General features: G+C 37.6%; 16 protein-coding genes. 12 read left to right on the forward strand and 4 right to left on the reverse strand.

Annotated elements, in window-relative coordinates; translation table 11 throughout:
* Positions 1-24 precede the first annotated feature (24 nt).
* From RIB54_RS18860 to RIB54_RS18890, 7 genes are all read left to right on the forward strand, one after another.
* Positions 25-2,112 (forward strand): SurA N-terminal domain-containing protein, encoded by a 2,088-nt coding sequence (locus tag RIB54_RS18860; RefSeq protein WP_350070753.1) that lies wholly within the window; start codon positions 25-27, stop codon positions 2,110-2,112.
* A 65-nt stretch (positions 2,113-2,177) separates the two neighbouring features.
* Positions 2,178-2,441 (forward strand): DUF493 family protein, encoded by a 264-nt coding sequence (locus tag RIB54_RS18865; RefSeq protein ID WP_350070750.1) that lies wholly within the window; start codon positions 2,178-2,180, stop codon positions 2,439-2,441.
* An 11-nt stretch (positions 2,442-2,452) separates the two neighbouring features.
* Positions 2,453-2,695 (forward strand): 4a-hydroxytetrahydrobiopterin dehydratase, encoded by a 243-nt coding sequence (locus tag RIB54_RS18870; protein WP_350102344.1) that lies wholly within the window; start codon positions 2,453-2,455, stop codon positions 2,693-2,695.
* 1 nt (position 2,696) lies between these two features.
* Entirely contained in the window at positions 2,697-3,380 is a 684-nt protein-coding gene (gene rsmI, locus RIB54_RS18875; protein ID WP_350070744.1) for a 16S rRNA (cytidine(1402)-2'-O)-methyltransferase, read from the forward strand.
* Entirely contained in the window at positions 3,364-4,149 is a 786-nt protein-coding gene (locus RIB54_RS18880; protein WP_350102345.1) for a hypothetical protein, read from the forward strand. Before rsmI ends, RIB54_RS18880 begins: the two co-directional genes overlap by 17 nt.
* Positions 4,146-4,943 (forward strand): inositol monophosphatase family protein, encoded by a 798-nt coding sequence (locus RIB54_RS18885; protein WP_350103004.1) that lies wholly within the window; start codon positions 4,146-4,148, stop codon positions 4,941-4,943. The genes RIB54_RS18880 and RIB54_RS18885 overlap by 4 nt, the downstream gene beginning before the upstream one ends.
* Positions 4,944-4,988: 45 nt before the next feature.
* Positions 4,989-5,144, forward strand: coding sequence for a FeoB-associated Cys-rich membrane protein (locus RIB54_RS18890; RefSeq protein ID WP_350070735.1), 156 nt, complete (start codon positions 4,989-4,991; stop codon positions 5,142-5,144).
* Here RIB54_RS18890 and RIB54_RS18895 read toward each other — a convergent pair.
* The gene (locus tag RIB54_RS18895) at positions 5,141-6,133 is read right to left on the reverse strand and encodes an SPASM domain-containing protein (RefSeq protein WP_350102346.1); all 993 of its coding nucleotides are present in this window, start codon (positions 6,131-6,133) and stop codon (positions 5,141-5,143) included. The two genes, RIB54_RS18890 and RIB54_RS18895, sit on opposite strands and share 4 nt — an antisense overlap.
* 138 nt (positions 6,134-6,271) lie before the next feature.
* Between RIB54_RS18895 and RIB54_RS18900 the strand changes: the two genes are divergently transcribed.
* The 4 genes from RIB54_RS18900 (at position 6,272) to RIB54_RS18915 (ending at position 14,735) form a co-directional block, all read left to right on the forward strand.
* The gene (locus RIB54_RS18900) at positions 6,272-9,430 is read left to right on the forward strand and encodes a WD40/YVTN/BNR-like repeat-containing protein (protein WP_350102347.1); all 3,159 of its coding nucleotides are present in this window, start codon (positions 6,272-6,274) and stop codon (positions 9,428-9,430) included.
* A 150-nt stretch (positions 9,431-9,580) separates the two neighbouring features.
* A complete protein-coding gene (locus RIB54_RS18905; RefSeq protein ID WP_350102348.1) occupies positions 9,581-10,768 on the forward strand; it encodes a lipoprotein N-acyltransferase Lnb domain-containing protein in 1,188 nt (395 codons plus the stop codon).
* Positions 10,769-10,825: 57 nt separating this feature from the next.
* A complete protein-coding gene (locus RIB54_RS18910; RefSeq protein WP_350102349.1) occupies positions 10,826-12,772 on the forward strand; it encodes a DUF3858 domain-containing protein in 1,947 nt (648 codons plus the stop codon).
* 7 nt (positions 12,773-12,779) lie between these two features.
* The gene (locus RIB54_RS18915; protein WP_350102350.1) at positions 12,780-14,735 is read left to right on the forward strand and encodes a DUF3857 domain-containing protein; all 1,956 of its coding nucleotides are present in this window, start codon (positions 12,780-12,782) and stop codon (positions 14,733-14,735) included.
* Here the strand turns inward: RIB54_RS18915 and RIB54_RS18920 are convergent.
* The 3 genes from RIB54_RS18920 to RIB54_RS18930 form a co-directional block, all read right to left on the reverse strand.
* Positions 14,732-17,722 (reverse strand): sensor histidine kinase, encoded by a 2,991-nt coding sequence (locus RIB54_RS18920; RefSeq protein ID WP_350102351.1) that lies wholly within the window; start codon positions 17,720-17,722, stop codon positions 14,732-14,734. The two genes, RIB54_RS18915 and RIB54_RS18920, sit on opposite strands and share 4 nt — an antisense overlap.
* 82 nt (positions 17,723-17,804) lie before the next feature.
* Positions 17,805-19,457, reverse strand: a complete 1,653-nt coding sequence (gene glgP / locus RIB54_RS18925; protein ID WP_350102352.1) for an alpha-glucan family phosphorylase — start codon at positions 19,455-19,457, stop codon at positions 17,805-17,807.
* Positions 19,458-19,908: 451 nt separating this feature from the next.
* Entirely contained in the window at positions 19,909-21,240 is a 1,332-nt protein-coding gene (locus tag RIB54_RS18930; RefSeq protein ID WP_350102353.1) for a DUF389 domain-containing protein, read from the reverse strand.
* A gap of 276 nt (positions 21,241-21,516) precedes the next feature.
* On the opposite strand from RIB54_RS18930, the gene RIB54_RS18935 reads away from it, so the two are divergent.
* Entirely contained in the window at positions 21,517-22,290 is a 774-nt protein-coding gene (locus RIB54_RS18935; protein WP_350102354.1) for a hypothetical protein, read from the forward strand.
* Positions 22,291-22,641 lie beyond the last annotated feature (351 nt).

The following is a 22,641-nucleotide window of genomic DNA, read 5'->3' on the forward strand; positions in this document are numbered from 1 at the left end:
TAAGAAAGTAATAAAACAAGCAAGATGGCATTAATAAATACATTGAGGAATAAGATGGGAAAATTCATAGTTGCTGCAGTAGCGATAGCAATTATGTCTTTTGTGTTGGCGGATCTTTTAGGTCCTAACTCATCTCTTATGGGTGGTGGAAATGATGTTGGTGAAATAGCCGGACATGATGTTTCCCTTAAAGAATTTCAAAACACTGTTCAGGAAAGGGAGAATAACTACATCCTCAATTTTAACAGACAAGCTACTGAAAGAGAGAGACCCACTTTGCGTCAGCAGGCATGGGATCTGTTAATTACTCAGTATGCTTTTGAAAAGCAGTATGACGAAGTTGGCGTAACTGTAACTGATGAAGAAGTTTGGGATATGCTTCAAGGAAAAAATATTAATCCTTCGCTTCAGCAGGCATTTACAAATCCAGAAACAGGTCAGTATGACAGAGAGCAATTTCTTTCTTACCTACAGCAACTTCCAAACCTTGACCCTAATGCACAGGTTCGTTGGGAGCTTTTCAAAAAAGACTTGGGCCCGGGAAGAAGAAGATTGAAGTATGAGAACTTGCTATTAAACACAAATTATGTGACCAAAGCAGAGGCTATGAAAGAGTATAGTGCTCAAAATGACGTGGCTGAGGTCAAATACCTTTATGTTCCTTTCTATGCTATTAGCGACTCTTCTATCACAGTTAGCGATAGCGAACTAAATACTTACTATAACGAGCACAAAGAACAGTACAAAGTAGATAATACAAGATCACTAAGCTATGTGAGCTTCGATATCATACCATCAGCAGCAGATAGTGCATTTGTTAAAGAAGAAATGCAGACGCTTAAAGAAGAATTCAAAACTGTACAGGATGATTCGGTATTTGCTGGTTTAAATACAGATAGCGATGCTTTCTTCGGACAGTATCATCCGGGCATACTGCCAGCTCAGCTCAAAGCTAACATTACTAACCTTACAAAAGGTGACGTTCGTGGACCATACCTTGAAACTGAAGGTTACAAACTATATAAAGTAACTGACATCTATGAAGATACAGTTGGCTATGCTAAAGCCAGTCATATCCTTATCAAAGGAGATGATGATGCAGCCAGAGATAATGCCAGAGACATTCTAAAGCAAATAAAAGATGGTGCTAGTTTCGAAGCAATGGCCCGTGAGCACGGTACTGACGGAACTTCAACAAAAGGTGGTGACCTTGGTTGGTTTGCTAAAGGCAGAATGGTTGCTGAATTTGAAAAGCCAGTATTTGAAGCTACTTCAACAGGTCTTTTAAATGACGTTGTTAAAACTCAGTTTGGGTACCATATAATCAGAGTTGATGAACTAAAAACCAACACAGCCTACAAAGTAGCAACTATATTAAGAGAAGTATTGCCAAGTGATGAAACTATAAATGCTGCTTACACTAAAGCAGATTTATTTGCTAATAGTGTTGAAGACGTAGCTAGCTTTGAAGCACAGGCTGCCGCAGATACTGTACAAATAGGCAGAGTTAGTGCTTTAAAGCCTAATGACAGAAGGGTGTCTAATTTAGGTGAAGCACGTCAGATTGTTCAGTGGTTATTCACTGATGCTTCAAAAGGCTCCATTTCTCAAGTATTTGAACTTGATGGTGCCTATGCTGTTGCTGTAATGACGGGAGAGATTGAAGAAGGATACAAGTCTCTTGAAAATGTAAAAGGAGAAGTTTCTATAAAAGTTAAAGATCAGAAGAAGGGTGAGCAGATCATTGCTAAGCTTAACGCACTATCTGGAAGTTTGGATGAAAAAGCAGCAGCCTATGGTGAGGACGCTAACGTTTATTCATCAAGCAACCTATTATTAAGCACTACTTCATTGCCAAGTGTTGGTTTTGACCCAGAGGCAGTTGGAAAAGCCTTCTCTTTGAAATCAGGAGAAACTTCTGCTCCTTTTGCCGGACAAAACGGAGTGTTGATTATTACAATGGAAAACTTAACTGTTGCACCAGAAATAGCTGACTATGCTACTTATAAAGATCAGATTCAGCAAAGAGTGGCTGGTCGGGTAGGCTTTAACATTGCTGAGGCTATAAAAGAAAATGCTGATATTAAAGACGAGCGCTACAAGTTCTATTAATTAAAAGCTTAATCATTGTTACTAAAAGCGGGATTTTTATCCCGCTTTTCTTATTTTAAGGAAATATGCACGAAGATTCAATCAACTCTTTTAAAGAAAAGTTGGATAAAGAATACCAATGGCCTTCTCTTTACTCCTTTAAGTTTATTGTACCTAAGGGAAAAGAGGATGAAGTGAAAGTTATATTTCACCAACATGAGGTAAAGGAAAAAGCTTCGAGCAAAGGAAATTATATAAGTGTAACCGCCAGGGTAATGGCACAAAGCAGCGATACAATAGTTGATTACTATATCAAAGCCAGCAAGATAGAAGGTGTCATTGCCTTATAAAGTTTAATATCATGTGGAAAGAAGAAAATAACACACTTGTTAAGTCATTCAAGTTCAAAGACTTCATAACAGCTTTCGGTTTTATGAGCAGTGTGGCAATTGTAGCAGAAAAAATGAACCATCATCCAAATTGGTCAAATGTCTACAACACTGTGAGTTTTCAACTGAATACCCATGATGCCGGAGACATAGTAACCGACAAAGATCATAAACTGGCCGCTGTTATTGACGATATAGCAAAAAATTTCAATTGAATTGGAAGACAACACACAGTTATATCTTGTTCCCACCCCTATTGGCAACCTGGAGGACATTACCTTAAGGGCACTTAATATTTTAAAATCCGTTGACGTTATACTTGCCGAGGATACCAGAACATCGGGTAAACTGCTTAAGCATTACGAAATATCCAAGCCACTGCAGAGCTATCATATATTTAATGAACACAAGACTGTAGAAAAATTAATACAGCGTTTTCGAAATGGGGAAGTGATGGCTCTAATCTCGGATGCTGGTACACCTTCAATATCAGACCCTGGCTTTTTGCTTGTGAGGGCTTGCCTTAAAGAAAATGTAAAAATAGAGTGCCTTCCTGGGGCTACAGCCTTTGTTCCGGCTTTAGTAAAATCAGGATTACCATCAGATCGTTTTGTATTTGAAGGGTTCCTTCCACATAAAAAAGGACGTAAGACAAAGCTTGAATTATTGGCTCAAGAAGACCGAACGATTATTCTTTATGAATCACCACACCGATTGGTTAAGACCTTAGACCAGTTAATAGAAGTTCTTGGTGAAGACAGGTTAGGCTCTGTATCCCGAGAGCTTACTAAAATCTATGAGGAAACAGTTAATGGCACATTGGCTGAAATCAAAGAACATTTTAACAAAGGACAGGTTAAAGGGGAAATTGTTATCATACTTGATGGAAAAAAATCTTAAAAGCCCAATACCTCACCTTGCACTATCCTCGGCCTTAATCATAATTGGTCTGTTAACGGATAGCCTTTCATTAGTTCTATTATTTGCGCTCGTCCCTGTCTTCATAGTTTTAAAAGATTCTATTGCCAATAATGGCAACCCAATAAAATATGCGTTGTCGCTAACGCTTTCATTGGTTATTGGTCAGATGGCAGGTTTTCTAATTACAGAAAATTCATTCGACTATTTATTGTTTATCTATCCTATAGGTATAGCTATAACCACAAGCCTTTATTGGCTAGTTAAAAAGAACCTGAACAGTAATCTGGGTGTAATGACGTTAATCATTTATTGGCTGGCTTTTGAGTACATTGCACTACTTATAAATCCTGAATTAGGTAACTATTTCGTATTTGGAAGCCTTGAAAAGTTATCCATTCTTAACATTTCTACAATAACTGGATTTCTTGGATATACTTTGTGGGCACTTGCATCTAATCTAGTCCTGGTTTTTGTATTTTATGAAGCAACCTCACCTTACAAAGTAAAGCTCAGAGTACTCAGCCTGATATACGCAGCCATTTTGATAACCGCCCCACTTTGGCTTTCACTAATTTGGAGTATTGAAGGGGATAATATTTCAAGGCAGTTAATGATTGATAATTATTCAGGTCTTCATATTGAAAATACAGATTACCTTCAAAAAGGAGAATGGCTGGGGAGAACTTCCACCTGGATAGCCGTGTTGCTAACAATATATTCCTTGGTAAAAAAGAAAATCACCAAATGAACCTACTGCCTCAAATATTAGATCAACTTAGACCAGTCATACTGAACACAGGTCAGTTTATTAGAGATGAGGCCATGTCTTTTTCTACTGACAAAATAGAACACAAAGGCTTTAATGATTTGGTTAGTTATGTAGACAAACAAGCTGAACAAATGTTGGTTGAAGGCTGCAGCAAAATTTTGTCCTCTGCAGGATTTATTACTGAAGAAGGCACCAGCATTGAAAGAAGTGATGAATATAATTGGATTATCGATCCTTTAGATGGCACAACAAATTTCACTCACGGACTTCCAATATACTCTATTAGTGTGGCTCTAATGCAAGATGATAAAATAGTATTGGGCGTGGTTTATGAAATCAATAGGGATGAATTTTTTCATGCAGTTGAAGGCTTAGGTGCTTTTTGTAACGATGAACCAATCTCTGTTTCGAACAACAGCCAATTAAAAGATAGTCTGCTGGCGACAGGCTTCCCATACGCCAACTTTGAAGGAATGGACGCTTACCTGTCCATCTTAACTTCTTTGATGCAATGCACCCATGGATTAAGAAGAATGGGAAGCGCAGCTGTAGATCTTGCTTATGTAGCCTGCGGCAGGTTCGAGGGATTTTTTGAATATAACCTCAACTCCTATGATGTCGCTGCCGGAGCTTTGATTGTCAAAGAAGCTGGAGGTACAGTAAGTGATTTCTCAGGAGGTATCAATTATATTTTTGGCAGGGAAATAATTGCAGCCAATGCAGTTCATTCTGAAATGCTGGATGTCATCAAAAAAGAATGGCACAAACATTAATATCCAAAAGAACCTATCCGTTATCTTTGTCGTTACCTAATCATAATGGAAGAACTACTAATAGGAGTGATATTTTTAGCAGCCGTTGCTTATGTAGGCAAATCAATCTACAATAGCTACAAGGGCGAGTCAGGCTGCTCCAAGGGCTGCGGTTGCGATTCTCCAGTTCATCAATTCAAGAAGGTTAATTCTAAAAATTAAGCCCAAACTGTGGTGCCTTCTGTGCAGTTCTTGCACATTTCTATTTCTGATCGTGATTTTAAAAGCGATTTCCTGAATTGTCGATAGGACTCACTTTTCCATATTTCTTTAAACGAGTTTCCGTCTACTTCACCCAAAACATGGTGCGCATCCTTATCAAAACAACATGGCACAACCTTCCCATCCCAGGTGATTACGCTTGAATGCCACATCTTCCAGCAATGGTTTAGCAACTTACTTTTGATGCTATATGTACCATCCGCCTGTTTTTTATATCTGGAATACTTATCACTATCCGGAATTAATGGTGATCCATTCTTGTGATCATAGATCTGGGCTGTTTTTAGCAACACTTCATCAACTCCCAGCTCATCGGCTAGCTGATAAACCTCGTCAATCTGATGCTCGTTTGGCTTAACCACCAAAAATTGAAAAATTATATGTGGTGTTGAGGATTTCAACTGCTTTTTCCATTTAATAATATTCTTAGTGCCATCAATGACCTTTTGCAACTTACCTCCTACCCTGTAAGCTTCATAAGTCTCTTGCGATGTACCATCAATAGAAATAATTAACCGATCAAGGCCTGATTCAATAGTGCTTTTTGCAACCTCATCAGACAGGTAGTGAGCATTCGTTGAAGTGGCCGTATAAATCTTTCGCTCAGAGGCCTCTTTTACAAGCTGTAAAAATTCAGGATGCAGATAAGGCTCTCCTTGAAAATAAAAAAGCAAATATGACAAGGTAGATTTTTGAGCTTCAATCACCTTCTTAAACAAGCTCCCTTCAAGCATCCCTGTTGGGCGCGTAAAAGATCTTAAGCCGCTCGGGCATTCCGGACATCTCAAATTACATGAAGTTGTAGGCTCAAATGATAAGCTGATGGGCTGCCCCCAGTGAATTGGCCTACGAGATATTCTTGATAGCAAATAGCTAAAAACCAAAAGAAAAGCATTCCATGACCTGGAAGGTCTGGCTACCTTCTTCATAAAATTAAAGCCATCTGCATATTTCGCTTTCACATGCTAAATATAAGACACATGCCATTCAAATAACTTGGATATGATAAGTAAATTGAAATACCTATCTTATAAATTCTATTATCAACCAAAACAATCAAACTGCAAATGAAAACCAATCAGAACCTAATCATTCTTTTATCTATGCTTTTGTGCATCCCCACTTTTGCACAAAAAAAGAACTCTAAATCCGATCCAGGAGTAACCTATGATGAGAAATTATACAGTGCTATGACATGGCGAAATATTGGACCCTTTCGAGGTGGCAGGTCAACAACCTCATCTGGCGTAGTCGGTGATCCTATGACTTATTATCTTGGATCTGTAGGTGGTGGTGTTTGGAAAACTGATGATGCCGGGATCAACTGGAGGAATATTTCTGATGGTTTCTTCAACACTACTTCCATTGGAGCCATTTCTGTGGCCGAATCTGACCCTAATGTTATTTATGTAGGTACAGGGGAAGCATGCATCCGAGGTGTGATGACTTCTCATGGTGACGGTGTTTACAAGTCTACCGATGCAGGTAAAACCTGGACTCATATCGGCCTTGACGGAACGTCTCAAATTTCTGAAATAAGGATTCACCCAAATAATCCAGATATAGCTTATGTTGCTGCCCAAGGTAGCCCTTACGCGCCTACCTCAGAAAGAGGAATCTATAAAACCGTAGATGGCGGCAAAAACTGGAAGAAAGTTCACTTTGTGGATAACAGCAGTGGAGCGAACAATCTTTCAATGGACATGAACAACCCCAGAATTTTATACGCTGCCTATTGGGACCATCAAAGAAAACCCTGGTTTGTAAGGAGTGGTGGCGAAGGTAGTGGAATTTACAAGACCACTGATGGTGGTGAAACCTGGAAAAAACTTTCGGAAGGATTGCCAAAAGCCTTAATGGGCAAAATTGGTGTTTCGGTCAGCAGGGCTAATTCAAATCGGGTATTTGCAGTTATTGAGTCTGAAGAAGGTGGGTTTTACCGCTCAGATGATGGCGGGGAAAAATGGACGCTCATGAATAAAGAAAGGATATTAAGAACCCGCTCATGGTACTACATGCATGTATTTGCTGATCCTAAAAATGAAAATGTTGTTTACGTGCTCAATGCACCCTTTATGAAGTCAATTGACGGAGGCAAATCCTTTACCCCTGTTGGCGTTCCTCATGGTGACAATCATGATTTATGGATCAATCCTGAAAATCCTGAAAACATGATCAACTCTAACGATGGTGGTGCAAATGTTAGCTTCAACGGAGGTAAAAGCTGGTCTACCCAAACAAATCAACCTACGGCCCAGTTTTACAGGGTTAATGCTGACAACAGGTTCCCTTATTGGGTGTATGGTGGGCAGCAGGACAATACAACCGTAGCGACACCGAGCAGAACTGATGGTTTTTCAATTGATTGGCAAGACTGGATAGCCGGTGTTGGTGGTGGTGAAGCCGCCCATGTTGCCTTCAATCCAGATGACCCTACTTACATCTATTCATCAAATATTACAGGATTCATCGATGAATATAATTTGGAAACCGGCAAGGCCAAAGGCATTAAACCATATCCTGTTTTTGACTTAGGTGAGCCATCTGACGAGATGAAATACCGATATAACTGGAACCCTCCCGTAATGGTGTCAGAGCACAACCCAAATGTTATTTATTATGGCAGCAATGTGCTTCACAAATCATCTAACAGAGGACTAAAATGGGAAGACATTTCTCCAGATCTGACAAGAAACGATACAACCAAACTCGGCTTAATGGGCGGCCCTATTACAAATGAAGCCGCAGGAGGTGAAACTTATCACACTTTGATGTCAATTGCAGAGTCACCACATGATGCCAATGTCATTTATGCAGGAGCTGATGATGGTTTTTTACACATCACCAAAGATGGCGGCAAAAACTGGAAGCAGATTACTCCAGCTGGTGAGGGAATAATTAACTCAATAGATGTCTCACCACATGATCCTGCCACGGTTTATGTTACTGTGATGAAATATAAATTCAATGATTTCACTCCATATATCTACAAGAGTACAAATTACGGAGACACATGGTCATTGAAGACTTCAGGTATTTCGGAAAAAGCATTTGCGAGGGTAGTACGTGAAGACCCGAGCAGAAAGAATCTTCTTTATGCAGGCACAGAATCAGGCATTTACATAAGTTTTGATGGGGGAAATCAATGGAGTCCGTTAAAATTAAATCTTCCAACAGTATCAGTGCTTGATTTAAAGGTTCATGGAAATGACTTGCTTGCAGCAACCAGTGGCCGTGCCTTTTGGGTTTTAGATAACCTGACTCCACTTCACCAGGTAGATGAGGAAATGAAAAATGCTGAGGTATTTTTATATAAGCCAAATGATGTGATTAAAACTGGGGCATTTTACTTAGATGTGCCTATTACAGGTGCTGGTAAAAACCCATTTCCTGGCGCGAGTCTTAATTTCTACTTAAAGAACGTGACGGAAAAAGATACTATTCCTTTGAAACTGGATATTATGGATGCTGAAGGCACGGTATTAAGAACCCTAAGCACTGATACTGAAATGGCATGGGACAAGATACAAAAGAAAGAAGGAATGAATGTTGCCAAGTGGGACTTAAGATTATCCAATATAGTGCCTGCGGAGGGTGTCTATGTTATGTCATTTGCTAATACTGGCATGCAAGGCTATCAGGTTGGCCCTGGTGAATACTCTGTAAAGCTAACTTATGGTGATTTCACCCAGGAGCAAAAGTTTACTGTAAAACCAGACCCAAGGGATAAAGTGAGCATAGCTGACATCAACGCCCAGCAGGATATGCTTGGTCATTTATATGAGAACATTGATGATTTATACGAATCGCTGAAAAAACTACAACAGGTGCGCCAGCAAGTAGATCAAATGATAGAAAGAGAAGCCAACGATGAAGACATTAAGAAAATGGGAGATGGCATCAATGATAAAGTAGACGAAGTTGAAGGTGAATTAATATCTCCAAAGCAAGAAACCTTTCAGGACGTTATCAATTTTAGAAACAAGCTTGATGTGCAACTCTTTCAGTTGATGCAAACATTGGATGGAAGTATTCCTCCGCTTACAAATGGCGAAAAAGAACTTTTTGACCAACTACAGCAAGAATGGAACAAACACCGTGAATCTGTGAATGGAATTTTAAATAATGACATTCCTGCATTCAATAATTTGCTAAGGGAAAAAGGTGTTGAATACATTGCCCCTAAAAAGAAAAAAGAGGATAATAAAGAAGAGATAGGTATGTAGATTAAACTAACGCTTCTGTTTAATTAATAGAGACATTAGATGGTTATTTTGCGAAAATCAGACCTGCATTAAGGTCTGATTTTCGCTTTTTTATTAGGTAGAATCAGTCATAATGCGGAACATTAAGATTTGTAAAATCATCACAGAAATATGAGAGCTTTACTGGTTTCAATTTTAATGCTCATAGCCAGCAGTTTTATGGCTGATTTATCTGCTCAGAACATTCAGCTTTCTGAGAAGGCCGAAATCAATATCCTTACTTGCGGCCCGTTTCAGGGTGAGTTATACTCGGCTTTCGGCCATAGTGCTATTAGGGTTTATGATCCGGTCAACGGACTTGACCTGCTCTATAACTATGGTGTTTTTGATTTTGATCAGCCAAACTTCTATTTAAATTTTGCCAGGGGTAATCTCAATTACAAACTGGCTGTTATGGACTATACAAGGTTTAGGGATTACTATATCTATTACAATCGCTATATCCATGAGCAGGTGCTGAATCTAAATATTGAACAGAAACAAAAGTTATTCGACTTTCTGCAGTGGAATATGAAACCTGAAAACCAGTATTATTTGTACGACTATTTCTATGATAACTGTGCTACTCGGGTTAGAGATGCACTTATTACCACTTTTGGTGATGACATTACTTTTGACGGATCTTATATAGAAACCAACTACACCATCCGTGATTTAACAGATATTTACCTTGCTCAGCAACCTTGGGGCGATTTGGGTATTGACATTTGTCTGGGGCTGCCTATGGATAAAACGGCCACTCCCTTTATGTACATGTTTTTGCCTGATTATATTGAAAGTGGCTTCAATCATGCTACCATAAAAAATGATAGCACTACAGAACCCTTGGTCAAATTCACTAAAAAAACTTACGAATCACGACCTGAAGAGGTGCCTTCTCAAATATTTACCCCGCTTGTTGTTTTTAGTGTTTTACTGGTCATAGGCATATTGATCACCTATTTAGGAATAAAAAAACAGCGCCTTTTCATTGGTTTTGATGTAGTGCTTTTTGTAGTTACCGGAGCTATAGGGTTACTCCTGTTTTTACTATGGTTTGCTACTGACCATCAGGCTGCATCCCATAACTTTAATCTTATTTGGGCACTACCTACAAATCTGGTGGCCGGATTTTTGCTGCTTAAAAAAGAAAAACCAGCGTGGCTAAAAGGTTACTTTTTATTCACGTTGACTTTAAGTATTTTAAATGTTGTATTCGGGTCTTTTCTTCCGCAGCAATTGCACTATTCTTTGGTTCCTTTCGTTGCACTAATTAGTTTAAGGTCGTACTTTCTGTATAGGTATCTTAATAAACTATAAAACAGACCCGGGACTGAATTTGTGAAGTAGGCTTTAATTAACATCTGTTACCTCATTATGACATTTCTGAAGAATAAATTAATACTAACGATATTACTGTGCTCAATTTCAATCGTTTTAACTAAAGCGCAGAAGGTTGATCCAGATGAATTAGCCACGTTCACAGCAAAGTATCCTGAAGATCAGGCCATCTTTCTTAAATACTATGAAGACATTGATATCAAAATTAGCGGAGACTCCTTAGTAGTAAGTTCAAAACACCTGAAAGAAACCCTGCACCTTGGCAATAAATCTAATGTCTATGCAAAAGATGGAATCTACTCTTCAAGCTTTTATAAAAACGAAAAAATATCGGCCCGCACATTAATTCCTGAAAAGCGAAAGTTTAAGGTTATTGAGGTTACTGAATTCAAAGAGTCCTTTGATAAAAGCTCTTCGGTATTTTATGATGATGGCAAAAGTATAAACTTTATATTTCCTGCAGTTCAGCCCGGAGCACATACGATATTAGAATATGAGCAAAAGATTAAGGACCCTAAATTCATTGGCTCATTTTTATTTCAAAACTACCTGCCTATTGTCCATTCCAAATTCACTGTTACGGTTGACAAGGGTGTAGATATTAGATTGGATATCATAAATAATGAAGATAACCTGGTGCAAAAGAAAACAGAAGATCTTAGTAACAGAATCAAATACACATTTGAGTGCAATAATGCGGATAAGCTCAAAATTGAGGATGATGCACCACCCATCAGATTTACCGCTCCACATATCGCAGCTATTGTTCAAAAGTTTGAAGCCAATGGATCAACACATCAGGTGCTATCTTCTGCCGATGATCTTTTTAGCTGGTATTCAACATTTATCAAAGGCCTTAAGTCAGGCAATTATGAGAACATCAAAAAAGTGCTCAATGAGATAATAGACCCAAATGATGAGGAGCTTGAAAAGGTGAAGAAAATATTTCATTGGGTGCAGAACAATGTGAAATATATTGCCTTTGAAGATGGCATGAGAGGTCTTATACCTCACAATGCAGAATATGTTTGTGATAAGAGATATGGCGATTGTAAAGACATGGCAAGCATTACAGTTAATATGCTTAATACAGCTGGTATTGATGCTCATTTTACATGGATAGGCACCAGAGACATTCCTTACAAATACTCTGAATACCCATCGCCTATGGTAGATAATCACATGATTGCTACCTATATAAATGATGGGAAATATTACTATCTGGATGCCACCTCCCAGTACTCTTCCTACAAGTTACCCTCTTCTATGATACAGGGAAAAGAAGCACTTATAGCTTTGGATGAAAATAGCTATGAGATTCAGACTGTGCCGGTAATTGACAAGTCGCTCAATGTAAAAAACGATAGTTCATTCTATTCTTTAAAAGACGGTAGCATTGTTGGTTTAGGCAAGATGACGATCTCCGGCTTTCCTAAAGTTTTTAATAGCTATAACATGATCAAGAGCAGCAAAAAAGGCCTTGATGATTTTATGACACAATTCATGGGCCGAGGTAACAACAAGTTCTTTCTGGATGATTATCAGATAGCCAATCTGGATGATTTAGAGCAACCTATAGAGGTAAACTATAAATTTAGAGTGGAAGACTATTACCGTAAGATTGGCAGTAAAATCTATTTCAATATGAATTTAGTTAAATCATTGACTGATAAGATCATTGATGATGAAAGAAAGCAGCCCATTGAAAACGAATTTAATTACATCCATAAAAATACTTCAGTACTCCAGATTCCGGAAAACTATGTGGTAAAACATCTTCCTGAAAATGTTAGCTATAAAAACGAGGTATTTGGTTTTGACATACAGTATATCCAGCAAGGGGACAAAATCATTTTGAATAAGCAGCTTTATGTTGATTATCTGCTTTTAGAAAAAAATCAATTTGAATTGTGGAACGAGGGCATAAAAAAGTTAAGCGATAGCTATCGTGATGCATTAATTCTGGAAAACGAGGGAGCATAAATAAACTATGATGAGAAAATTATTAACTATAGCCTTAGTGCTTGTACTAACATGGGCACAAGGACAGGAGTATCAAAAATATAATTGGGAAGAAGACCGTAAAATAACTGCCCTCTCTGATGATCAAAAAGATTTGCCTTTTGTGTACATCAAATATCATCATCAATATGAATACACCTATGAGGAAGGCACAGGTGATTTATACTTATACCAAACTGAACATCAAATCATTAAAGTAAATAATGATAATGCGCTGGCGCGAAACAACAGAATATATATTCCCATGCATAGTGCTCTGGAATTAGTGGATCTGCAGGCACGAACTATCACGAAGGATGGTAGAACAATAACATTTGACAAGAATGAGATAAAGGAAATCAATGATGAAGAATCAGGTTCAGGTTTTAAAATATTTGCAATAGAAGGAGCAGAAATAGGTAGCGAAATAGAATATTACTACACCAAAAAATCATACCCGAGCTACTTTGGCAGAGAGTTTTACCAGTTCTCAGAACCATTGATTGATGGCACTTTTCTGCTTTTATCCCCAGGTAATTTAGAGTTCGAATTTAAGAGTTATAACGGGCTCACTGATATAAATTTTGACCAGGCCGAAGGAATAAATATTTATACACTAAAAACGGAAGACGTTGCACCGCTAAAGAAAGAAGAGTTTTCTTCCTATGATAATAGCAGACAGCGCCTGGAATTTAAATTGTCGTACAACAAAGCATCAAATCGACTATTATTTAAGTGGAAAGATGCTGCGCAACTGCTTTACGATCAGGTTTTCATACAAGATAAAGAAGATGAGAAATTAATCTCTAAACTGATATCAGACATTGATCTTAAGAAATACAACACTGAAAGGCTGAAGATCACGGCCATTGAAGATTATATTAAATCAAATTTCTATTTTGATAAAAATACCGGAGGCCAGGCCAATGAGCTAAGCTTTATTTTGGAAAACAAAATTGCCGGAAAAATAGGTATGACCAAACTGCTTTTGAATAGCATCAAATCACTCGGTGTAGATGTGCAGTTGGTGCTAACTACCAGCAGAAATGAGATTGCCTTTGATGGAGGATTTGAAACTTATAACTATTTGGAAGATTACATCATCTACCTTCCTAAAACTGACGTATACTTAGCTCCTTACAGTCCTGAATTCAGGTACGGGATGATACCTGCCGATCTTACGGCTACAGACGGTCTGTTTGTAACTGAGCAATTTGTCGATGATATGCCATTGCCTAAAGCGGAGATTAAAACTATTCCTCCATTACCTGCTGAAGACAACCTTGACAAAATGGAAGTTGGAGTTACTTTTAATGATGACCTTACTTCGAATACCATCACCTTAAAAAGAAGTTTTAATGGCTATTCTTCAGCCTTTATTAAGGCAGTTTATCCATTGATAGAGGAAGAAAGAAAACAAGAGTTATTAAAAAGCCTTGTGAAATTTTTGGCTGTGGATGCTGACATTAGCACCTTGGCAATGGCCAAAACACAATTTGATTTTCAAACATGGGACAGTCCTTTGGTTGTGGATAGTAAGTTCAACTCTCCATCTTTTATTGAGTTGGCTGGAGATATTATTCTTTTTAAAGCTGGAGAATTAATAGGGCCACAGACCGAACTTTATCAGGAAAGTGAGCGCAAGACAAGGGTTCAAAATGATTTTAACAGGGAATATGATAGAACCATAACCGTGGATATTCCTGATGGCTATAAAATTGAGAACTTAGATGATTTAATCTTTGAGAAAAAGGTAGTTGAAGGCGAGAATGAAATCTATTATTTCCGTTCTAACTATACTCTGGAAAACGGAGTATTAAAAATTCAAGTAGATGAGGGCTATGAGGAGATATACTATCCTAAAGAGAAATTTGAAGCCTTTAGAGAGGTGATTAATGCTGCGGCTGACTGGAACAAAATTGTGTTGGTGATGTCTAAGAGCTAGTCTAAAAGGGCAAGACTAATAGTAAATTTGGTGCCTTCCCCATATTCTGACTCAACTGACACGAGGCCTTCAAGGTTTCTTACAGATTCATAGACAATGTACAAGCCGAGTCCTGAGCCAGTTTTCATCTCATTGGCACGGTAGAACATCTCGAATATTCTATCGATGTACTCTTGTCTAATTCCAACGCCATTGTCTTCAACTTCTATGTAAAGTCTTTCTTTTTTATAAACTGAAATCTTAACCCATGATTTTTTCTTGTTTGGGTCCATATAACGGATACTATTTGACACCAGGTTGTTAAGAATAATTCTGATCCGGTTTTTATCGGAGACAAGCGTGCCAACCTGATCGTCAACTATTATATCAACAGATTTATACTCTTCCAGGTATTGAAATGAGTCCAACAGTTCTTGAATCAGCTCCTTAATATTTACTTGGTCACTACTGACACCAAGTCTGGAGTTTTTTGAATAATCTATAATCTCACGAAGGAAAGCATCCAGTTTCTGAATACTCGACCTCATCATTTTGATTAGATTTTGCCTGTTTTCAACTGAGGTTTCAGCGTCATAAATATTGAGTAGCCCCATTAATGAAGCTAATGGCGCCTTCATGTCATGCGATGCAGAATAAACAAACATATCTAGCTCCTTATTAATTTGTTTAAGCTCTTCATTGGCAGCCCGAATTTGCTCTGTCTTTTCATCCACAATTTTGTTCATATGTCGCTCAATAGCCTCTAGTCGCATCCGATTATATCGATATACCAGAGCAGCAACAGCAAAAATTGATATTAAAGAAAGTCCTATAAACCAAGGCTGCAGGTAAGTTGGAATATCCACTTCAAATGATATACTTGCTCCTTCGCTCCATGAATAATTGCCCTGTTGCTTCGCTCTAACCCAATATTTATAATTGCCAGATGAGGAGCCAGTTATTTCTATGGTGTTAACATTACCAAGATCTATCCAATCATCAGAAATAGAAGTCTTGTACTGATAGATTACTGAATTACCCGGCATTGTTGTAGAAAGAAAATTAATTTTGAGGTAAGCGCCATTGCTTATTAAGAGGTCACTAAGTTTCGAGGGCCTGACCTTGGTGGTATTATAAATTGCAGATGTAAATAAAGGCTTTTTTGTCGCATAAATATGCTTATCCTCCACTGCAGTATATGCCAGGCCTTTTGCTGTTCCCACCCATTTAGTTCCATCTTCACCAATGTGCAGTGCCTGAGCATTTCCAGATCTGGAATTTAACCCTGATGACTCATTAAAAAGCAATACCTCTTGTGTTTTTATATTATAACCTATAACTCCAAAACTGTTTGAAAACCACAATTTTGATCCTCTTTTCTGGATGGCCTTAGTGGGAAGGTTACTAATATTCGGCCCTGTATTCAATCTTGAAATAATGGAATCTGTCTGATAAAAAAGACCAACATTTGTAGCTAGCCACACCGTGTCATTTTCAACTAAAATATCATTTACTTCAAAGTCATTATTGAGTTGAACATCCAAATCAAGACTTAAATTTTCAAACTTTTCATTAAGCTCATTGAATAGGTAAAGGTAATTTTCAGCTCCAACAGCTCCCAAATAGATTTTACCATTACCACCTTCCTTAATCACCATGATCCGACCCTTGATATTACTTTCTCTGAAGTCTGTACGGGTGCCATCCGGATTAATAATTAAAGGACCAAAGGTATTATCCTGGTTTACCCAAAGCCTATTCTTTTTATCGAGTAAGAGGTCAAAAACATAAAACCCTCTTCCATCAAGGTCTATTCTATCAAGAAGTTTGTCATCCCTGAAATGCATGATTGAACTTCGGTTGCTTACCCAAAAATCATTTCCACTTCCAGTAATGCTGATATAATATTCGTTAAAATCTTCAATTAAGGTTGTCTGGCTATAACCATTCTCGGAAGGCATGAGCTTATAAATACCACCTTTATGGCAATAATATATTGCCTCATCTGCCAACCATATCGATTCTATATAATTCTCCTGATTGGGGATTCTGTTAAAGTAATTTCGCTTAAAAAGCATGGCACCTTCATCAGAGGCTCCCCAAATATCTCCATCAGAAGAGATGTGAATGTCATTGACCCTGAACACCTCTTGCTGATTTTTGATTGATAAATCATTGATATCCAGCAGGTAGATACTATTTCCAAATAATCCTACCAATAAAGTTTCTTCATCATAAGCTTCAATGTATGAAACCTCTTCTGACCGAACTGATTTTATGTGTTTGACCGATATAGCATTTTCACTACTAATTTCAACCTCATGCAGCCCGTTTCTATCCCCAAGGAAAATGGTTCCTTGTATATTAACAACAGCATTTATATGACTTAAAGAAATTGAAGAATCTACCGAAAGCTCTGCAAACTGTTGGCCGTCAAAATGAAAGAACTGGCCATTAAATGACACTGCATATAGTTCTCCAAAGGATTCAAATAACGTATATGACCTAAAAAAACTGTCGGAATACGAATATTCAGGCAGATGAAATTTTTTAATAGAGTTGTCAGGATTGAGTAAGACAATTTGGCCCGGTTCAGATATCCATATTCTACCTTCTTTATCCTGATAAATGTCTTTTGGGTATAGAAGTAATGAATCTGATTTAAAACGAATGCCATCGATGATTCTTTCGAAGGAAACTGTATCTGGGGAAGAGTTGATTTTAACCAGCCCTAAATCATTTAAAACCCATAGTTCGTTGTCAATGGATACAATTTTTTTGATATATCTACTTTGAGTAGCTTCTGGGTATTCGGTAAAATTTTTACCGTCAAATCGCACCAGACCCTCATCCGTTCCCAACCAGATAAAACCAAGAGAGTCCATCTCTACGGTTTTAGTAAGGTGGGTAAGCAAACCTTCTTTAACACCATATGTGATTTTTTGGAAAGTTTGTGCGAGTGCAGAGTAAGTAATAACAAGAAAAAGGGAAAGTAGTCCTGCCTTCATTCAGTCTAATTTAAGCCCATGTTCTTTTAAGATAATAAAACAAAAGCAGACTACCCTATTCCAAAAGATTAAAACAAACCCTTTAACTTGTTTTAATATTATACAGTTTGTTATAATACTCCTCTGCCATACGCCTGGCCACGAAAGTTTTGTTAACATCCTCAGTAGCCTTCCAAACTATATCCATCCATTTGTCAGGTTTATTATAGTACATTGGAATAATTTCATTTTCCATGATATTGTACATGTGGTAAAGGTCTTGCTGGTCTTGCTCGGCCTGACTCAAATTGAGATCTACTTCAGGGATTACAAATGCATTTTTGCCATGCTTTGCAAACTCCAAAATCCAACCATCATTAGTAGAAAAGTTAACTGAGCCATTCATAGCAGCCGTCATGCCACTGGTTCCTGAAGCCTCAAGCGGTATTCTTGGGTTATTGAGCCAAACATCACTTCCTTTCTTCATGATAGCAGAAAGCCTCAGTTCATAGCCAATGAGTACAGCTGCATTTTTATACTTTCTGGTAAGGTGAACCAATCTATTGAACATGTCTACAGCTCCATGATCAAGGGGATAAGGCTTACCACTCCAGATGATTTGAATAGGATGTTTGTCATTATTAAGCAAGGCCTCAAATCGTTCTAAATCGCGGGTAATTAAATCTGCTCGTTTATAATCGGCAAACCTCCTGGCCCAAACGACTGTCAATACATTAGGGTCAAAAAGCTTTCCTGTCTGATCTGCTACCTCCTCGAACAACAGTTTTTTCAGTTCCAATTTCCTTTTTGTATAAGCTGAGGAAGACTTTTTCTCATAAGCTTTTTCAAGCGCTATATCAGTCCAGTATTTTTTGTTTTGTGCGTTGGTAATAGCTTCTATCTTGCAAATTTTATCAAAACCACCCCACATTTCCTGTGACACTTTTTGGTGTTTTTTAGAAACGGCATTGGCCTTTTTAGCCCATCTTAATGCTGCCAGTGTATGATTAAAGTTTCCATTTTCGTAGCCTATCAAATCTTCTACTTCTTTCAAATTCATATTATGGAAATACCCCATTTCCAATAAGAAGTTAGGGTCATTGACTTCATTACCTGCCTTCACGGGGGTGTGTGTAGTAAATACCAAGTGATCCCTTACTTTATCCACCGATTTAAATTTATCATAGAGATAAAAGGCCGCTGGCAATCCGTGCGCTTCATTAAGATGGAACACCTCTGTTGGATGTCCTAATTTATCCAACAGCATAGCACCACCAATGCCAAGCACATTGTATTGCGCAATGCGTGTTGACAGGTTGTTGTCATAAAGCTTGTGAGTAATGGTGTGCGCCAGATAATCATTGTCAGGGTGCTCTGTTGACAAAAGGTATATTGGTGCCGTACCAAAAATTTCAGGAGCCAGATAAAATACCTTTACCTTAATGATAGCTGTATGCACTTTAACATCCAACACAATACCTGTGTCCTCCAGAAAAGGGTAGTAATGTTCTTCATTTAAAACATCAAGTTCATTATTAGGTTTTCTGGTTTGGGTATAATAGCCGTACTTCCACAACATGCCTATACCCACAACATTTTGTTTAAGATCATAGGCACTGCGCATGTGCGAGCCGGCTAAAAATCCTAAACCACCGGAATATATTTTTAAGGGTTGATCAATAGCAAACTCCATACTGAAGTATGCCACACACTTTTCATAACCTTTACCTATTTTATAAGGATGCTTATAAGCCATAGTTTTTACATTTAAAATTAATGCAATTAAGAAGGTAGTATCTGTATTTCAAAATTGTATGAAACACATTATAGAAGATAATGTCAGAAGCATCAAATTGTTTTATCCCATACAAATAAAAAACCCCACCTACTCGAGGTGGGGTTCGTTGACTTAGTTAACAACTAAATCAAACCAAACTGTCTTTATCTAATTATCTAAATGACTTATAATCATAATGTTATACCAAATTAAAAACACTCTACTACCTCTATGGAAGAAATTCAATCTCACGAAATAGTACAAAAACATCTAACATAATAAAATTTTAATAAAACCAAGAATCATGCTCAATTTTATTCGCTAAATGACTCCAAAAATAAGTTCTATTGTATTTAAACAAGAATTTAAAATTTTGGTTCATTATTCCATAAAACGGAAAACAAGAATAGTTCAAGTCTTATTATGTTGTTTAAGATGATTCAACCTCAACACTCATGCCCGTTCTCAATTGAATAAATTCTTTTATTCGATGCAATTTTTTCTTCTTACTAATGACGGTCAAATCCCACCCTTTCCAGTCCACCAGGTACTCGCGTCTCCCTGAATTTTTACAATAAATGCGATCCACGTCATCAAAAATCAATTCGGCCTCCTTCAATATCTCCTTTACTGTGGGTTGCTTTTTCTTAGCTCTGACCTGCCCAACGCTATCCACAATCTGATTTACCTTCGTTATCACCTTTTTAACATCTGGCTGATAGATTTCAAATATCAGACCTTTCATATTCAAACTATCAAAAGACGACTGTAGCCAGTCTAAAGAATCTTCATTGATAATATTTCCTGATGTGAAAATTTCCACCCTGTTTAAACTGTCATTATTGATGATTCTCCAGTTTATAACTTCTGAAATAGGCCGAACTCTGTCATCAATAAAATTCTCCACCTGACCCTTTTGGTCTTTAAAAGAAATGACCTCTATGAACCAATAGGTGCCAGGAAAAAGTAGCAGAAACAATCCCAAAATCTTAACCCTCAGATACATCTTTGGATACTTTTTAGGTGCCCTCTTCTTTATGGGAAAATCGAGCCATCTCACAATAAAACTCGATACAAAACAGATGATAATTATATTTATAAGAAAAAGGTAAAATGCTCCAAAGAGTATGCTGGCATCTGCCTTGCTCAAGCCATAACCTATAACGCAAAGTGGTGGCATAAGCGTAATAGCGACTGCCACACCCGGCATTACGGAGGTATGTTCCTTTCTTGTCAAAGAAATAATGCCTACTACACCGCCAATAAAGGCTATAAATGCGTCTATTAATGTTGGCTTGATACGAGCAGAAATTTCTTCGGTAATCTGACCAAAAGGGGTAATGAGAAAATACATAAGGCTGGTAAAAATGGTTATTGATACCGCGACAAACACCTTCTTAAGAGCCAATTTTAAATTTTGCAGATCATTGGTAAAATAGAAAATGCCCACACCCAGAACAGGCGTCATTAATGGAGAAATCAACATAGCACTGATTAGCAATATTGTTGAGTTGGTATCGAGACCAACACAAGCTAACAGGCTGGCACAAAAAAGTATCCATATATTGGCCCCTCTTATCTGAATACTATTGCTTACCCTTCTTAATGTGCCTTGAATATCTGTTTTATCCTGCCCCTTACTTAAATGCACCACATTCAAAAGCTGGATAAGGTTCCTTTTGTACCAAAATCCCATACAATAGAAACTCCAAGAACTTGGGTGATAGTATCTGAAAATACTTGTATTCAGACGGATTGACATATTCTCAAGTTTGAATGAACAAAAACAGCCTTGAGTGAAAATCGAAAATTTGCCTTGACAATTACCCACAGCAATGGTGGTAATAGCAACGAATCCTACCCCAACTTAAAGGTCAATTTATATTTATATCAATGGTTGATACAACTGCTCTTTCAGTGCATTAAAGAGTATAAACTCCGTTCGTCTTGAGCCCTAAAAGAATTGCTCAAATAACTCGTTTAAGAAGCAATATGGCCTTAAAAACTTAATCAGGTCATTTATTAAAATTATATGATTATGAAAAAAAGCATTAGAATTTTTGCGCAATCTGTAATGTTGGCGGCTACTATTTTCTTACAGGCATGTGATGATGACAGCGAAAGTAAAAATGTAACTCCCATGGCTTCGACTACCTTAAAAATAAAGGCCGTAACCAATGAGTCTTCTTTCGGTAATGAGCGTACCGAAGCTACCGGACTTATTTTTAAAGAAGCATTTCTAGGGGTTACGGAAATTGAGTTTGAAACATTGGAGGAAGAAAATATTGAAGATGAAGGTGGTTTTGAAGATTTGGATCAAGATGGAGAAGCTGATGACGAAGAAATAGAATTTGAAGGAACTTTTGTGATCGACTTAATTGATGAATCCAGCGAACCTGAAATTGATATTGCAGAACTCAGTCCAGCCATATATGATGAAATTGAATTTGAGGTTATGCCTGTTTTAAGTGATGACAAGACTATGATTGTAACATTTGAATACTTACCCGATGGTGCTACGGAAGCTACTATGGTAGAGTACAGCAATAACTTCGAGTTGGAGATAGAGCTAGAGGCTGGCAAAGGTTTTAATCTGAAACAGGATTATTTAAACAAGCTATTGGTAATCATAAATCTGGATGAGCTTTTTGCAGACATGAATCTTGAGAATGCAGAAGTGGATGATGACGATATAATAAGAATTAACAACAGCTCCAATGCTTCTATTGCGCTAGCAATAGCCAATAACTTTCAGGGAGCAATACATTCAGGCAAAGACGATAATAATGATGGACAGATTGATGTAGAGTAAGATCAATTTTGGTTTACAGTAAGGTGGACACCGCCATTTTCCATGCTGGCGGTATAGAGCAAGTAGCAATTAGCTGCTTGCTCTTCTTTTTATAGGCTAATAAAAAACCCCACCTACTCGAGGTGGGGTTCGTTGACTTAGTTAACAACTAAATCAAACCAAACTGTCTTTATATTTTATAGTAAGTCTATTATTTACAGAACGTCAATAGGCTTAAACAATTGCACTTTTAAGCACTTTAGTTTTGAACAAACAGTCAGCTTTTCAACAAATAATACAAACAAGAATAACTTTTATTTATATAATTTATTCAAGAGGACAATCACAAGTATGCGTTTAAATAATCTAAAA

This window comes from Fulvivirga sp., assembly GCF_040218215.1.
GTDB lineage: Bacteria > Bacteroidota > Bacteroidia > Cytophagales > Cyclobacteriaceae > Fulvivirga.